The 15,296-nt window shown below is 62.9% G+C and carries 18 protein-coding genes; 8 read left to right on the top strand and 10 right to left on the bottom strand.

The features are described from left to right. Positions 1-22 precede the first annotated feature (22 nt). Positions 23-952: a glutaminase gene (locus tag AC1D0I_RS21030; protein WP_477397445.1), complete on the bottom strand. Its 930-nt coding sequence runs from the start codon at positions 950-952 to the stop codon at positions 23-25. Between the two features lie 4 nt (positions 953-956). Continuing rightward, positions 957-2,105: a pyridoxal phosphate-dependent aminotransferase gene (locus AC1D0I_RS21025; protein ID WP_477397443.1), complete on the bottom strand. Its 1,149-nt coding sequence runs from the start codon at positions 2,103-2,105 to the stop codon at positions 957-959. A 145-nt stretch (positions 2,106-2,250) separates the two neighbouring features. Here AC1D0I_RS21025 and AC1D0I_RS21020 point away from each other — a divergent pair, with 145 nt between their 5' ends. The 6 genes from AC1D0I_RS21020 to aat all read left to right on the top strand — a co-directional run bounded on the left by AC1D0I_RS21020 (position 2,251) and on the right by aat (position 7,572). Continuing rightward, on the top strand, positions 2,251-3,645 hold the full coding sequence (locus AC1D0I_RS21020) for a M48 family metalloprotease (protein WP_477397441.1): 1,395 nt from the start codon (positions 2,251-2,253) through the stop codon (positions 3,643-3,645). A 71-nt stretch (positions 3,646-3,716) separates the two neighbouring features. Continuing rightward, positions 3,717-4,520, top strand: a complete 804-nt coding sequence (locus AC1D0I_RS21015) for a DsbA family protein (protein WP_477397440.1) — start codon at positions 3,717-3,719, stop codon at positions 4,518-4,520. A 148-nt stretch (positions 4,521-4,668) separates the two neighbouring features. Then, entirely contained in the window at positions 4,669-5,103 is a 435-nt protein-coding gene (aroQ, locus tag AC1D0I_RS21010; RefSeq protein ID WP_095090709.1) for a type II 3-dehydroquinate dehydratase, read from the top strand. A gap of 26 nt (positions 5,104-5,129) precedes the next feature. Further along, a complete protein-coding gene (gene accB, locus AC1D0I_RS21005; RefSeq protein ID WP_477397438.1) occupies positions 5,130-5,588 on the top strand; it encodes an acetyl-CoA carboxylase biotin carboxyl carrier protein in 459 nt (152 codons plus the stop codon). A 10-nt stretch (positions 5,589-5,598) separates the two neighbouring features. Continuing rightward, entirely contained in the window at positions 5,599-6,942 is a 1,344-nt protein-coding gene (accC, locus tag AC1D0I_RS21000) for an acetyl-CoA carboxylase biotin carboxylase subunit (RefSeq protein WP_477397436.1), read from the top strand. 12 nt (positions 6,943-6,954) lie between these two features. Beyond that, positions 6,955-7,572 (top strand): leucyl/phenylalanyl-tRNA--protein transferase, encoded by a 618-nt coding sequence (gene aat / locus AC1D0I_RS20995; protein WP_477397434.1) that lies wholly within the window; start codon positions 6,955-6,957, stop codon positions 7,570-7,572. Between the two features lie 11 nt (positions 7,573-7,583). Here the strand turns inward: aat and AC1D0I_RS20990 are convergent, their stop codons facing one another. The 3 genes from AC1D0I_RS20990 to AC1D0I_RS20980 all read right to left on the bottom strand — a co-directional run bounded on the left by AC1D0I_RS20990 (position 7,584) and on the right by AC1D0I_RS20980 (position 9,201). Continuing rightward, the gene (locus AC1D0I_RS20990) at positions 7,584-7,970 is read right to left on the bottom strand and encodes a hypothetical protein (protein ID WP_477397432.1); all 387 of its coding nucleotides are present in this window, start codon (positions 7,968-7,970) and stop codon (positions 7,584-7,586) included. A gap of 75 nt (positions 7,971-8,045) precedes the next feature. Beyond that, positions 8,046-8,660: a DUF2155 domain-containing protein gene (locus AC1D0I_RS20985; RefSeq protein ID WP_477397430.1), complete on the bottom strand. Its 615-nt coding sequence runs from the start codon at positions 8,658-8,660 to the stop codon at positions 8,046-8,048. A 142-nt stretch (positions 8,661-8,802) separates the two neighbouring features. Next, entirely contained in the window at positions 8,803-9,201 is a 399-nt protein-coding gene (locus tag AC1D0I_RS20980; RefSeq protein ID WP_095090713.1) for an NADH:ubiquinone oxidoreductase subunit NDUFA12, read from the bottom strand. Positions 9,202-9,439: 238 nt separating this feature from the next. Between AC1D0I_RS20980 and panB the strand changes: the two genes are divergently transcribed. Together panB and panC are read left to right on the top strand one after the other, a co-directional pair. Continuing rightward, on the top strand, positions 9,440-10,270 hold the full coding sequence (gene panB, locus AC1D0I_RS20975) for a 3-methyl-2-oxobutanoate hydroxymethyltransferase (RefSeq protein WP_477397461.1): 831 nt from the start codon (positions 9,440-9,442) through the stop codon (positions 10,268-10,270). Further along, positions 10,267-11,118, top strand: coding sequence for a pantoate--beta-alanine ligase (panC, locus tag AC1D0I_RS20970; RefSeq protein WP_477397428.1), 852 nt, complete (start codon positions 10,267-10,269; stop codon positions 11,116-11,118). The genes panB and panC overlap by 4 nt, the downstream gene beginning before the upstream one ends. Positions 11,119-11,141: 23 nt before the next feature. Here the strand turns inward: panC and AC1D0I_RS20965 are convergent, their stop codons facing one another. From AC1D0I_RS20965 to gatB, 5 genes are all read right to left on the bottom strand, one after another. Beyond that, the gene (locus AC1D0I_RS20965) at positions 11,142-11,486 is read right to left on the bottom strand and encodes a VanZ family protein (RefSeq protein ID WP_477397426.1); all 345 of its coding nucleotides are present in this window, start codon (positions 11,484-11,486) and stop codon (positions 11,142-11,144) included. 178 nt (positions 11,487-11,664) lie between these two features. After that, on the bottom strand, positions 11,665-12,363 hold the full coding sequence (locus AC1D0I_RS20960) for an AIM24 family protein (RefSeq protein ID WP_095090716.1): 699 nt from the start codon (positions 12,361-12,363) through the stop codon (positions 11,665-11,667). A 161-nt stretch (positions 12,364-12,524) separates the two neighbouring features. After that, positions 12,525-13,007, bottom strand: coding sequence for an N-acetyltransferase family protein (locus AC1D0I_RS20955; RefSeq protein WP_477397424.1), 483 nt, complete (start codon positions 13,005-13,007; stop codon positions 12,525-12,527). An 11-nt stretch (positions 13,008-13,018) separates the two neighbouring features. After that, positions 13,019-13,714: a hypothetical protein gene (locus AC1D0I_RS20950; protein WP_477397422.1), complete on the bottom strand. Its 696-nt coding sequence runs from the start codon at positions 13,712-13,714 to the stop codon at positions 13,019-13,021. After that, positions 13,711-15,216: an Asp-tRNA(Asn)/Glu-tRNA(Gln) amidotransferase subunit GatB gene (gene gatB, locus AC1D0I_RS20945; RefSeq protein ID WP_477228603.1), complete on the bottom strand. Its 1,506-nt coding sequence runs from the start codon at positions 15,214-15,216 to the stop codon at positions 13,711-13,713. The genes AC1D0I_RS20950 and gatB overlap by 4 nt, the downstream gene beginning before the upstream one ends. Positions 15,217-15,296 lie beyond the last annotated feature (80 nt).

Below are 15,296 nucleotides of genomic sequence, written 5' to 3'. Positions count from 1 at the left end.
TTTCCGTGAACAATAGACCGCTCTACGGCGCGAAGATCGACCAGTTCATCATCCTGGCCAGCTTTTCCAGCGCGATCGAGCCCAGCTTGGAATTGCCGTTGGCGTTGAGGCCGGGCGACCAGACGGCGAGCGAGGCTACGCCCGGCACGATGCCCAGTATGCCGCCGCCGACGCCGCTCTTGCCGGGAATGCCGACGCGGAAGGCAAAGTCGCCCGAGCCGTCATAATGGCCGCAGGTCAGCATCATGGCGCCGATGCGGCGCGCCCGTTCGGCCGACACAACGGAATGCCCGGTCGCCGGGTTCTTGCCGCCATTGGCGAGGAAGCGGCCGGCAAGCGCCAATTGCCGGCAGCTCATGGCGATGGCGCAGTGGTGGAAATAGACACCCAGCGCCAGCTCCGGCGCATGGTTGAGATTGCCGAAGGATTTCATGTAGTTGGCAAGCGCAAAGTTGCGATAGCCGGTGGCGCGTTCGGAGGCCGCGACCTCGCGGTCGATGATGATGGTCTCGTCGTCGGCCAGGAACTGGATGAAGCGCAGGATTTCGCCGATAGCCTCGCGCGGCTGGTGACCGGCAAGCAGGATGTCGGAAACGACGATGGCGCCGGCATTGATGAACGGATTGCGCGGGATGCCGTTCTCATGCTCGAGCTGGACGATCGAGTTGAACGGATTGCCCGACGGCTCGCGTCCGACCCGCTGCCACAGCGCATCGCCGACATTGCCGAGCGCCAGCGTCAGGGTGAACACTTTCGAGATGCTCTGGATCGAAAAGGCCTGATCGGCGTCACCCGCCATCAGCACGCGGCCGTCATTGGTGACGGCGGCAATGCCGAACTTCTTGGGATCGACCTTGCCGAGCTGCGGAATGTAGGTGGCAACATCGCCGCGATCGGTGCGTTCGGCCATTTCGGCGGCGACTTCGGCGAGCGCCTGTTCGAGTTCCGGCATGGTGCTACCTCAACCAGCGTTCAATGCGCGCCATCGCCTCGACCATCTCGTCGTGGCTGCCGGCATAGGAGAAACGCATCGTGCGGTGCCCCGCCTGGGTGTCGAAGTCGCGGCCGGGCGTCGCCGCGACATGTGCCTGCGCCAGCATCTTTCGCGCGAAGGCCATGCTGTCGTTGGTGTGCCTGGTGACATGGCAAAAGGCATAGAAGGCGCCGTCCATCGGCGCCGCCAGCGGAAAGCCGAGTTCCGGCAGGCGTTTCATCAACAGCTCGCGATTCCAGGCGTAGCGGCCTTTCACCGCTTCCAGCTCCTCAGTCGCCTTGAACGCCTCGATCGCGGCGATCTGCGACAGTTCCGGCGGCGAGATGTAGAGGCTTTGGGCGACGCGCTCGACCGGCCGCACCAGTTCTTCGGGCAACACCATCCAGCCGATGCGCCAGCCGGTCATGCAATAATATTTCGAGAAGGAATTGATCACCGTCACGTCGCCGCCATAGGCAAGTGCGGTGGTGTCGGGGGCGCCATAGGCGAGCCGATGATAGATCTCGTCGGAAATCACGGCGATATCGAGCTCCTGCGCCGTCCTCACCAGGGCTGCCAGTTCATCGGCCGGTATCACCGCGCCGGTCGGATTGGCCGGACTAGCAAACAGCACGCCTTTCAGCGGCTTTTCGCGGTGCGCGGTATCCAGATGGCCGGCATGCAGGTAGGCGGCGTCGCCGAGCTCGATCTCGACCACGTCGATGCCGAGCGCGGCCATGATGTTACGATAGGCGGGATAGCCGGGCGCGGCGATGGCGACGCGGTCGCCCGGATCGAACATCGCCAGGAAGGCAAGGTTGAAGGCGGCCGACGATCCGGTGGTCACCGCGATCCGGCTCGGTGAAATATCGAGGCCATAGTGATCGGCGTAGTGTTCGGCGATCGCCTTGCGCAGCGCGGCGAGGCCGAGCGTGTCGGTGTAGCCGATGCGTCCGTCCTGCAAGGCCTTGGCCGCCGCCGCGCGAACGCCGATCGGCGCAGGGTCGGAGGGCTGGCCGACGGCCATGGAAACGACCGGTACGCCCTGGGCCTTCAGGCGGTTTGCCTCGGCCAGAATGTCCATAGCATGGAAGGGCTCGACATTGCCACGACGTGAGAGCGAAACGACCATTTAACCAGTATTCCCGATGGTTGAAGGCGCCAAACTCGGGCGCATGCGCCGCACAAATGCCCGATTGATGTGAGGATCACAAGTTGAGGAAGTTTCCGGCGCCGACTTTTCATCTTTCGCCCGCTCGTCTACCAGTGGAACCATCATGTTGAGCCGACCCAGATCGACGATTGCCCGAACAGCGCGCGTCTTTGCGACGCTTTCGCTTGGCGTTGCCGTCGCGTTGGCGGATTCGGTCAGCGCCTTCGCCCAGAACGTGCCTGTGGTACGCGACGCCGAGATCGAGGCGCTGGTGCGCGACTATGCGCGGCCGATCTTCAAGGCGGCAGGACTGGCGAACGACGGCATCGACATCGTGCTGGTCAACGACCAGAGTTTCAACGCTTTCGTCACCGGGCGCCGGCTGTTCATCAACACCGGCGCCCTGATGACGGCCGAGACACCCAACGAGATCATCGGCGTCATTGCCCACGAAGCCGGCCATATCGCCGGCGGCCACCAGCAGAAGCTGCGCGAACAGCTCGAACGTGCCAAGACGATGGCCATCATCGCCACATTGCTAGGGGCAGGCGCCATGGTCGCCGGTGCCACCACCAACAGCCGCGGCCTTGCCGGCGCCGGTATCGGCATGGCGGCGGGCGGCGGCGAGATGGCGCAGCGAAGCATCCTCGCCTATCAGCGCACCGAGGAGATAACCGCCGACCGCTCGGCGATCACCTATCTCAACGCCACCGGCCAGTCCGGCATGGGCATGCTGAAGACGTTCCACCGTTTCCAGACGGCGCTGTCGCTGTCGGGCGCCCAGGTCGATCCCTACCGGATCAGCCATCCGATGCCGCAGGACCGCATCGCCAATCTCGAAGTGCTGGTGAAACAGAGCCCCAATGTCGACAAGGTCGACCCGCCGGCGCTGCAGCAGCGGCACGACATGATGCGCATGAAGATTGCCGTCTATATGGAAGGCCAGGCGGGGTTGGCGCGGCTGATGCGCAAGATGCCCGGCAGCCTTGCCGCACAATATGGCGATGCCGAGTCGACGTACCTGTTCGGCAACATCGCCACCGCGCTCGCCAAGACCAATGCACTGATCAAGGCGCAGCCGAAGAACGCTTATTTCCAGGAACTGCGCGGCGACATCCTGATGAAGGCGAACAAGCCCAAGGAGGCCGCGGATGCCTATGCCAAGGCAGTCAGCCTCGACCCGGCGCGGTCGGGATTGCTGCCTGTCTCCCTTGGCCAGGCGCTGATGGCCGTCGGTACGCCTGAATCCCTCAAGAAAGCCGTCGTGCAGATCAACAATGGTCTCCAGCGAGACAAGGAAAATGCGGCCGGTTACCGCTACCTTGCACAGGCCTATGGCGAACTGAGTGACATACCGGGCGCAGAACTTGCCACCGCCGAAGGTCATTTCTATTCCGGCAACTATAAGGATGCTAAGATCTTCGCCATGCGGGCACAGCAGCAGATGAAGCGCGGCGAACCGCGCTGGCTTCGCGCCCAAGACATCATAAACTACGCACCATCGACCAAGATCAAGTGAACCTTCCGGCGGCACGCTGCGACACAGTCAGACGAACCGGGCCGGAAAAACAGGTAGAAGGAACAGGAACGATGAAAAAGGCACTGCTGCTGGGCACCACGGGGGCCGTGGCCGCCCTGGCCATGCTGGCTTTCGGATTCGTGGCCGGAAACCCACAGATTGCCAAGGCTGGTACGGCGCAGCCGGCCCAGACGGCGGCGGCCGACACCAAGATCGACCGCACCGAGGTCGAAGGCATCATCCGCGACTATCTGTTGAAGAACCCGGAAGTGCTTCTGGAGGTTCAGGACGCGCTCGAAGCCAAGCAGAAGGAAGAGCAGCGCATCGCCCATATGGGTGTCATCAAGGATGCCAAGGACCAGATCTTCAACTCGGCCTTCGACGGCGTCGTCGGCAACCCGAACGGCAAGGTCACCATCGTCGAGTTCTACGACTACAATTGCGGCTTCTGCAAACGCGCCATCGACGACATGCGGGCGCTGACCAAGTCCGATCCGGACCTGCGCTTCGTGCTCAAGGAATTCCCGATCCTCGGACCGGATTCGCAGAAGGCGAGCGTGGTTTCGATGGCGTTCCACCTGATGAAGCCGGAAAAGTATGGCGAGTTCCACAACGCACTGCTCGGCGGCCAGGGACGCGCCACCGAGGCGGCGGCGATCAAGATCGCGCTTTCGCTCGGCGCCGACGAGGCGACGCTGCGCGAGAAGATGAAGGACCCGTCGATCAACGAGGCCTTCTCCAAGACCTACGATCTTGCCAACAAGCTGGCGATCACCGGAACGCCGTCTTATGTGGTCGGCAACGAGGTGGTGTTCGGGGCGCTTGGACAGGAAGTGCTGGCTGAAAAGATCGAGGCGGCGAAAGCCGCGCTCTGATCTTGCTCACGAGCGCATTCTCACGGGCACATTCCGCGCGTTGTGGACAGTGAAAGAACGCACTTGCGCTCTTTTCGCAGGCGTCTATGCCCATTATAGAGGGCCCAGCGCGCCGGCTTGATGTCGGCGCCGGGAAAGGTCGGCTTTTTTGAAAACGGTTTTCGTCCTGAACGGTCCCAATCTCAACGCGCTCGGCAAGCGCGAGCCGGGCATCTATGGCGGCAAGACGCTTGCCGCGATCGCCGAGGACTGCAAACAGGCCGGCACAGCACTTGGGCTCGAGATCGATTTCCGCCAGTCGAATCACGAGGGCGACCTTGTCGACTGGATCCAGGAAGCCGGCGACAAGGCCGCCGGAATCGTCATCAATCCAGGCGCCTACAGCCACACCTCGATCGCCATCCACGACGCCATCCGCGCCATCGCGCCGCTGCCCGTCGCCGAAGTCCATCTTTCCAACATCCATGCGCGGGAACCATTCCGCCACGTGTCCATGGTCGCGCCGGTTGCCGTCGGCATGATCTGTGGCTTTGGGCCGCTCGGCTACACGCTGGCCCTGCAGGCGCTGGCCGCACGCCTATGACCGGCCAACAAACAGAAGGCTCGAAAATGTCGATAAAGAATACCGGTGTTGACCAGCAGCTGATCCGCGATCTGGCGGGCATACTGAACGACACCAACCTCACCGAAATTGAGGTTGAACTGGGCGACCTGAAGGTGCGTGTTTCGCGGCAGGCCCCGGCCGTGCACGCGATCGCGGCACCGCAGCCGGCCTATGCACCGTCAGCCGCCCAGCCCATTGCCGCGGCAGCCCCGGCAGTGGTCGACGTGGCGAAGAACGCGATCACCTCGCCGATGGTCGGGACCGCCTATCTGGCGCCATCGCCCGACGCGAAGGCGTTCATCGAAGTCGGCCAGAAGGTCAAGGAAGGCCAGACGCTGCTGATCATAGAGGCGATGAAGACGATGAACCAGATTCCTTCGCCGCGCTCCGGCACGGTGACGGCGATCCTGTTCGAGGATGCGACGCCGGTCGAATACGGCATGCCGCTCGTCGTGATCGAGTAGAGCGGGCCGGATGTTCCAGAAGATCCTCATCGCCAATCGCGGCGAAATCGCGCTTCGGGTGCTGCGTGCCTGCAAGGAACTCGGCATCCAGACGGTGGTGGTGCATTCGACCGCCGACGCCGATGCCATGCATGTTCGGCTCGCCGACGAAAGCGTCTGCATCGGGCCACCGCCATCGCGCGACAGCTACCTCAACATCCATCAGATCGTCGCGGCCTGCGAGATCACTGGCGCCGATGCGGTGCATCCGGGCTATGGCTTCCTGTCGGAAAACGCCAAGTTCGCCGACATCCTCGCCGCCCACAACATCACCTTCATCGGCCCGTCCGGCGACCATATCCGCATCATGGGCGACAAGATCGAGGCCAAGCGCACCGCAAAACGGCTCGGCATTCCGGTGGTGCCCGGTTCGGATGGTGCGGTCACCGATGAAAAAGAGGCCAAGCGCATTGCCGGCGAGATCGGCTATCCCGTGATCATCAAGGCGTCGGCCGGCGGCGGCGGACGCGGCATGAAGGTGGCGCATACCGAAGCCGACCTCGAGGTCGCCCTGCAGACGGCGCGCTCGGAGGCCGGTGCCGCCTTTGGCGACGATGCCGTCTACATCGAGAAATACCTGGAGAAGCCGCGCCACATCGAGGTGCAGGTGTTCGGTGACGGTTTTGGCCGCGGCGTGCATTTCGGCGAGCGCGATTGTTCGCTGCAGCGCCGGCACCAGAAGGTCTGGGAAGAGGCGCCCTCGCCGGCCCTCAATGCCGAGGAGCGTGCGCGCATCGGCGGCGTCTGCGCCAGGGCGATCGCCGACCTCGGCTATTCAGGCGCCGGCACGATCGAGTTCCTCTACGAGAATGGCGAGTTCTATTTCATCGAGATGAACACGCGCCTGCAGGTCGAGCATCCGGTGACCGAAGCGATCACCGGCATCGACCTCGTGCACGAGCAGATCCGCGTGGCCTCGGGGGGCGGACTTTCGGTCAAGCAGGAAGACATCAAGTTCAACGGCCACGCCATCGAATGCCGTATAAACGCCGAGGATCCGCGCACCTTCACCCCCTCGCCCGGCACGATCACCCACTTCCATACGCCGGGCGGTCTCGGCATCCGCGTCGATTCCGGCGTCTATTCCGGCTACAAGATCCCGCCCTACTACGACAGCCTGATCGGCAAGCTGATCGTGCATGGGCGCAACCGCGTCGAGTGCATGATGCGGCTGCGCCGCGCGCTGGATGAATTCGTCGTCGACGGCATCAAGACGACGTTGCCGCTGTTTCGCGATCTCGTCGGCAATGCCGACATCGCCAATGGCGACTATGATATCCACTGGCTGGAAAAATATCTGGCCAAGGAAGAGTAGTCCGGGGACGCGATGACCCGCCCCTTCGCGCCCGGCTATCGCATCCCGACCGACCTTTTGCTCAAGGCCTACGCCTCGGGCGTGTTCCCGATGGCCGAAAGTGCCAGCGATCCGGAGGTGTTCTGGGTGCGGCCGGAAACGCGCGGCATCATCCCGCTTGACGGTTTTCACACGCCGAAAAGCCTCAGGAAAACAATCAAGAAGCATCCTTTCGACATCCGTTTCGATTTCGATTTCGAAGCGACGATCGACGGCTGCGCCGAAAGGCGCGAGGAGCGCCGCTCGACCTGGATCAATGCGCCGATCCGCGAAGCCTATGTCCAGTTGCACCGGATAGGGCATTGTCATTCGGTCGAGGCTTGGCGCGAGGACCGGCTGGTCGGCGGCCTCTACGGCGTATCGCTTGGCCGGGTGTTCTTTGGCGAAAGCATGTTCGCCAGGGAGACGGATGCTTCCAAGACCTGCCTTTATTATCTCGTCGAGCGGTTGAAGGCGCGCAACTTCTCTCTGCTTGATACGCAATTCACCACCGAGCACCTCAAGCGCTTCGGCGCGGTCGACGTGCCGCGCGGAAAATACGAGAAAATGCTGGCCGACGCGCTCAAGGGCGAGGCCGTATTCTACCCCTGACGATCGGCCTCTTACTTCCCGGCCGCGGCTTCCAGCGGCGTCTGCGAATGGAACATCATCTTCCAGCCATTGACGCGATGGACGTAGCCGGTACTGACCAGCGCCGCGTAGGGCTCGCCGTTCTCACGCGTAGCATGCGCCTCGTAGGTCAGCATGACGATATCGCTGCCCGGCTCAATTATTCCCTTGAGCTCGATGTCGAGATCGCGCCAACGGTTGGGCTTGGTTGCGGTCTTGGCGAGATCGGCATTGTCCATGGCCTGTGCCATCTGCGGAAACGCCACCAGGCACTCGGTGTYGGCATTGGCCGCGTAGTAGGCCGCGTCACCCGTCCAGAACCCTTTTTCGAGTTCGAGCAATTCCGCCTTGCCGGCGGTGATCCGCTTGCTGTCTGACATCGGAATATCCTCCATGCGCATGAATGCGCGGTCGTCCGTGGTCCAACGCATGGTGGCCACGACGGTTCCAGAGGATCAGTTGGCTTCGGTGGTATCCGGTTCCGTGGTATCCGGTTCCGTGATAGCCGGCTCCGTGGCATCGGGCTGTACCACGTCCGGAGTGGCGGCAGGCTTCGGCTTGGCCGCGGCAGACTTCGACGCGTCGGCTTTGGTCGCGTCAGCCTTGGCGGCGTCGGGCGCCGGCACATCCGACTTCTGCTTGCATTCCTTTAGCCAGACGTCATAGACGGCATGTTCGACGGCGTTGAGGCCAGGGCTTTCGGCAAACATCCAGCCGGTGAAGATGCGGCGGATCTTTCGGTCGAGCGTGATCTCGTCGACTTCGACGAAGGAATCGGTCTTTGGCTCTTCGGTCTGTGGCCGCGAATAGCAGACGCGCGGCGTGACCTGCAAAGCACCGAACTGCACTGTCTCGTCGATATAGACATCGAAGGTGATGATGCGGCCGGTGATCTTGTCGATGCCGGCAAACTCGGCGATGGGATTGGTGACCCGGTCCGATCCAGCGGGCGCCGCCGGCGCCGGTGCAGCGGGTGCCGGTTCAGGCGAAGCGGCAAAGGCCGCGGTGCTGACGGCAAGACTGGCGACTAGCGTCAGGCCGCCGGTCGATATTCGGTTGAAAAAGCTCATCTAGGGGTACCGGTGGTTCGCGCCCGGGTGATTCTGTGGATCGCCAAGGCTAGTCGCCGTTTTCTGATCAGCAAGCAGCTAAACACCAATTGTGGCGATAAAGGACCGGCCTGCACCTTGCGCCATTACAAGCCGGGGACCGTTACGACCCCGGTGTCCAAGCGTCATAGTCACCCGTGACCTGCGGGCGATGCTGATTGGTCAACACCGAGCCTTTCGGGCGGTAGGCCGCCGGGGTGCCGGTCAGATTGGGCTGATGCGGCTTCTGCCAGTCGCGGGGCTTGTAGGTCTCGCTGGCGGGCGCGACATCGACACGGTGATGCATCCAGCCATGCCAGCCGGGCGGTATCGCGGAGGCTTCCGAATAATTCCGGTAGATGACCCAGCGGCGCGTGCGGCCCTCCGAATCGATGCCGCCTTCGTAGTAGACATTGCCTGTCTCGTCCTGGCCGACCTTCTTGCCGTGCCGCCAGGTGTGCAGGCGCGTTCCCAGCGTCTGGCTGTTCCACCAGGTGAAAAACTGCGTAAGGAAAGTCTTCATCTCAGAACCCTCGCGCCGGCAGCGCCCGTTTCCTGCTTATGGCGTCAGGCCTTCGGGAAGGCAAGGGTTTTGCCGCAAGGTGCGCGCAAATGGCTTGCCGGAAACCCGACACAAGCCCGTGATCCCCTCGACCGCAAGATGCACGCTTGCCAAGCCATTGCGGTCTTTCTAAAGCTTTGCGCGCCCAGCCGGTATCCAACCCGCTGCAGGCTGACGGAGGTGACGATTGGCCACGGAAATGCCGACCACCGACATTCGCATCAGCGCAAACGCGATTCGGCGCCGCAAGGGCGGCACACCGATTGTCTGCCTCACCGCTTACACCTATCCCATCGCCCGCCTGCTCGACGACCATGTCGACCTGCTCCTGGTCGGCGACAGCGTCGCCATGGTGCTGCACGGCCACGAGACGACGCTAGGCGCCTCGCTTGAGATGATGATCGCGCACGGGCAAGCGGTGATGCGCGGCGCGGCAAAGGCCTGCGTCGTCGTCGACATGCCGGCCGGCACCTATGAGGATTCGACGGCGCTAGCCGTTGCATCGGCGCGGCGGATGATCGACGAAACCGGCTGCCAGGCGGTGAAACTCGAAGGCGGCGTCGACATGGCCAGGCAGATCGCCGCGATCGTCTCTGCCGGCATTCCGGTGATGGGACATATCGGCCTGCAGCCGCAATCTGTCGAGAAAGACGGCGGCTACAAGATCAAGGGCCGCACCGAGGAGGCCGTCGCGGCCTTGGTTCGCGACGCACTCGCGGTCGAAAGCGCCGGTGCGTTCTCGGTGGTCATCGAAGGCACGGTCGAGACCGTCGCCGCCGACATCACCCGCCGCATCGCCATTCCAACCATCGGCATCGGCGCCAGCAGCGACTGCGACGGCCAGATCCTGGTCATCGACGACATGGTCGGGCTGACCGTCGACCGCGTGCCGAAATTCGTCAAGGAATATGCCGACCTGCGCAGCGTCATCTCACACGCCGCCGAACGCTACGCTGCGGAGGTGCGAAGCCGGACATTTCCCGGCCCCGGCCACGTCTTTTCGGCGACAAAGCACGGGGATGACGCATGAGCCGGCTTGTCATCGTCGACAGCGTTGCCGCACTGCGCGCGCAGCTCCGCGACTGGCGGCGCGACGGCCTTCGTATCGCCATGGTGCCGACCATGGGCGCATTGCATGACGGGCACATCTCGCTGGTCAGGATCGCACTCGAAAGGGCCGATCGCTGTGTCGTGTCGATCTTCGTCAATCCGACGCAGTTCGCGCCGACGGAAGACCTCGACAAGTACCCGCGCCAGCTCGCCCACGACCTCGATCGGCTGAAAGCGGCCAAGGCCGACCTTGCCTTCACACCGACGGTTGGCGAGATGTATCCCGCCGGCTTTGCTACCAGGATCTCGGTCGGCGGCCCCTCCGCCGGGCTCGAATCGGACTTTCGGCCAACGTTTTTCGACGGTGTCGCCACCGTCGTGGCAAAGCTCTTCCTGCAGGCAACGCCTGACTGCGCGATCTTCGGCGAGAAGGACTACCAGCAACTTTGCGTCGTCAGGCAGCTCTGCCGCGACCTCGACCTGCCGGTCGAGATCATCGGTGCACCGACGATCCGCGACGCACAAGGTCTCGCCATGTCGTCACGCAATGCCTATCTTGATGAAGCCGAACTCAAGATCGCCCGCCAACTCAATGCGATATTACGCGACACGGCGGTGGCTTTGACGGCAGGTGCCGACCAAAACGACGCAACCGCGGAGGCTAGCCGTGCCCTGGTCGCAGCCGGCTTCCGCAAGGTCGACTACGTCGAGGCCCGTGAAAGCCTGACGCTCGCGCCATGGCGTCGCGACCGTGAAGGACGCGTGCTTGCGGCCGCCTGGCTCGGCAAGACGAGGCTGATCGACAATGTGGACGTTCGCTCCACCTAGCGCCGCGGGTAGCTGCCGCGCGCCTACCTCTCTCCCATTCGTCCGCTGGGCCTGACGAACAGTTGCCCCACAAAGATCCCAACAATTCCGGCTGATGCTTTCACGAGTGCATCGGCAAACCGCGCGTGGCGACCAGGATCAATGATCTGAAGCAGTTCCAGGACGCCGGCGGTCACAATCACGAAAATCGCAGCTTGATACAGGCGGTTGGGGAAGCCGAGCGCCAGGACGAAGCCCAAGAGCACATAAGCCAAGGCGCGCTCAACATTCGCCTCGGCTATGTGTGGCCGCATCTGGATCGGCGACAGGGTTGAGAAAATGATGATGGCGAGCAGCACCAGCGCTGCAATGCGGGACAGTTTGGTCATGTTCCTGCATATCCGTCGTGAGCCGGCGCAGCAAACGCCGAGATGACGCATGGCCGTATGCGGAACCGATGACGGCCAGCAATGCCGGTGGAGCGTGATGTCAGCGCAGGTCGCCCCGGCTCCCGCGCCGGAGCCATGCCCCCAAACCTGCGAAGATCGCGAACCATCTGATCGCCGCCTATTCCTCGGTCGGCATGTGCAGATACATCGACTGGATGCCGACCCGGCCCGGCCCGGTGAAGCGGTTGACGATGAAATTCATGTTGGCGCCGAAGAAGCCGCTCGACAGGCGATCGATCTTGGTCTCCATCCTGACCGAGACATCCTTGAACAGCCAGCCGCCGGGCTCGATGTCGATGGTTTCGCCGGCGGCGAGCGTTTTCTCGAAGACGTTGCCGTAGCCGTGCAGCCAGACGATGCCATCGCCGGCATCGCCGCGAAAGCGATCGATGAAGAAGCCGCTCTGGCCAAACAGCATCGTCGCCAGGCCGCGCACGCGCTCGAAAGTGTACTCGACATTGCCGGTGGCGGCGAGAAACTGGTGCTCGCGCACCTGGATCTCCTCGCCACGCCTGAGATGGATCGGCACGATATGGCCGGGCCCATCGCGGCTGAAGGCAATGATCCCTGCTCCGGACGCTTCGGTGACGAAGATCTGCATGCCGGCCATCATGCGCTTCAGCGCACCCTTCAGCGATTTCAGGCCGATGTTGATGGTCGAGTTCTTCCACAGCAGGATGTGATGCTCGAAATAGACCGGCATGCGCGTCACATCGACCGAAAGCACGGGCACCAGTTCGCCGGCGATATGATAGGTGACGCCGCCAAAGGTTTCGTCCGACACCTGTGTCGGCATCAGTTCCGGTAAGCTCGGCATGAAAATCCCCCCAACGCCGCCCAACACAAGCGTCCGTCTGTTCCGGCTTCCAGCAGGGTCAGCTGAAGGAGCTTTGCTGCGGGACTTTCAAGCCGTCAAACGAAAATAGGGCTTTGTCGTGGTGCTCGCGCGAAGGTGATCGAGATACGCCGGCAGATACGTCAGCCAGCAAGAGTCTTGATGTAGACGAGCGTCGGATGCCCCAAGGCACCTGCTTGTTCGCCGACATCGGCGGATCGCAAGAAGCCGTTTGCCTCGTAGAAGGCGATGGCTCGGATGTTCTGTTCCTCCACCTCCAGACGGATGGCGCGGGCCTCTGGGAAGCTTTCGATGACCTCATCGAGCAGCATGCCGCCGATGCCTCGCCCCTGCAGGCCGGGCAGCACGTAGAGCTGCTTGAGCATGATCATTTCGGCGCCTTCGGCAAAAGCCATGCCGCCGATCCGCTTGCCGTCATCGGCCACCAGGAATTCCGAGTTCGGCCGCGTCAACCGCGACCGCAGCGAGGAAATCGAGTGCCAGTCGTCGGTGATCTCGGTCACCTTGGCAGCGCCGTAGATTGCGTCATAGGTCGCATGCCAGGTTTCGACCAGCAGCGCACGCACTGCGGCAAGGTCGCGTTCCCCGGCGGTGCGAACGAACATGGTTCTCCCCCCTATGTTGCGACCGGCTTGCGCCGGAAGTCGACCACGGCAAGCAGCACCACCCAGACGAGAAGCACCATGCTGCCCGGCATGTTGGCCGCCATGGCGGTGCCGGAGAAACCGGTTGCAGCGGTCGCGGATCCACCGACCAGAACACCCACGGCGCCGACGCCGCCGAGCAACGACAGCCACAATGGACAGCGCTTGGCCTGGCGCAGGGCGACATTGGCAAGCAGAACCGTCAAGCCAAGCAGCATGGCGCTGATCGCGGCAAAACCCACTTCGATCTGGCGTACGGCGAAGGCGGCGCTGAACAGCGATGGCTTTGTCGCCGCATCGGCGGCGGCCCATGCATTGACCACCGCTTTCAGCGCAATGCCGTCGACGGCCTGCAGGGCAGCTGCCGCCGCCAGCGACGCCGCGCCGAATAGGATCGTCAGAAGAGCCCAGCCGCGTGGCGGCCCGTCCGACAGACGGCCAAGGATCAGCACCAGGCCTGCAACCATCGACAGGACGCCGGCAAGCTGTGCCATGTGGCTGAACAACCAGATGTGGTCGGCGGCATATTCACCGAAGGCGGCAAGCGCGTCATTCGGGTCTTCATGCATCGGATGCAGCGACGTGCCGACAAAAAGCAGCACGGCGCCGGCAATCAAAAGGGCCGACGAGACGCTAGCCGGGTTGCCGGGCTTCGCGTCTCCGCTCATTGATCCGCGATGCCGAGCTTGGCCTTGACGAGGTCGTTGACGGCTTGCGGGTTGGCCTTGCCGCCGGTCGCCTTCATCACCTGGCCGACGAACCAGCCGGCCATGCTCGGCTTGGCGCGGGCCTGTTCGACCTTGTCGGGGTTGGCGGCGATCACCTCATCCACGGCCTTCTCGATGGCGCCGGTGTCGGTGACCTGCTTCATGCCACGGCTTTCGACCAGCTGGCGCGGATCGCCACCCTCGGTCCAGACGATCTCGAACAGGTCCTTGGCGATCTTGCCGGAAATGGTGCCATCCTTGATCAGATCGATGACCGCGCCGAGTTGGTCGGGCGAAACCGGAGCGTTTTCAATATCCTTGCCAGCCTTGTTCAATTGCCCGAGCAGGTCGTTGATGACCCAGTTGGCGGCAAGCTTGCCGTCGCGGCCGGCGGCCACCTTCTCGAAATAGTCGGCAATCGGCTTTTCCGAGACCAGGATCGACGCATCATAGGTCGACAGGCCGAGCGAAGCGATCAGCCGCGCCTTCTTGTCGTCCGGCAATTCCGGCAATTTCCCAGCCAGCGCGTCGACATAGGCCTGATCGAACTCCAGCGGCAAAAGGTCGGGATCGGGGAAATAGCGGTAGTCGTGCGCCTCTTCCTTGGTGCGCATCGAGCGCGTCTCGCCCTTGACGGCGTCGAACAGCCGCGTTTCCTGGTCGATCTTGCCGCCATCCTCGAGAATAGCGATCTGCCGGCGTGCCTCATAATCGATGGCCTGGCCGATGAAGCGGATCGAGTTGACGTTCTTGATCTCGCAGCGTGTGCCGAACTCGCCGCCCGGCTTGCGCACAGAAACGTTGACGTCGGCGCGCATCGAGCCTTCATCCATGTTGCCGTCGCAGGTGCCGAGATAGCGCACGATGGTCCGCAGCTTGGTGACATAGGCCTTGGCTTCATCGGCCGAGCGCATGTCCGGCTTGGAGACGATCTCCATCAGCGCCACGCCGGAGCGGTTGAGGTCGACATAGGACATGGTCGGATGCTGGTCGTGCATCGACTTGCCGGCATCCTGCTCCAGGTGCAGGCGCTCGATGCCGACCTCGATGTCCTCGAACTCGCCCTGGCGGTCCGGACCGACCGAGACGGTCACCGTGCCCTCGCCCACGATCGGCTGCTTGAACTGTGAGATCTGATAGCCCTGTGGCAGGTCCGGATAGAAATAGTTCTTCCGGTCGAAGACGGACTTGTGGTTGATCTGCGCCTTCAGGCCAAGGCCGGTGCGGATCGCCTGCTTGACGCATTCCTCGTTGATGACAGGCAGCATGCCCGGCATGGCCGCATCGACGAGGCTGACATTGGCATTGGGCGCTGCACCGAAGGCGGTCGAGGCGCCGGAAAATAGCTTTGCCTCCGAGGTGATCTGAGCGTGGACCTCGAGCCCGATGATGATCTCCCAGTCGCCAGTGGCGCCGGGGATCAGGCGTTTTGCATCGGGGGTACGGGTGTCGATGAGGGTCATGATGGCCTGCGACTTGCGGTGACTGAACTCACATTTGAACGTGAATTTCACGTCGAACGTGGAAGTCATTCGCTAGTGCA

The organism is Mesorhizobium sp. P2_D1, assembly GCF_056404455.1.
The sequence above is the reverse complement of the archived record's forward strand: the minus strand, read 5'-3'. Positions and strand labels throughout refer to the sequence as shown.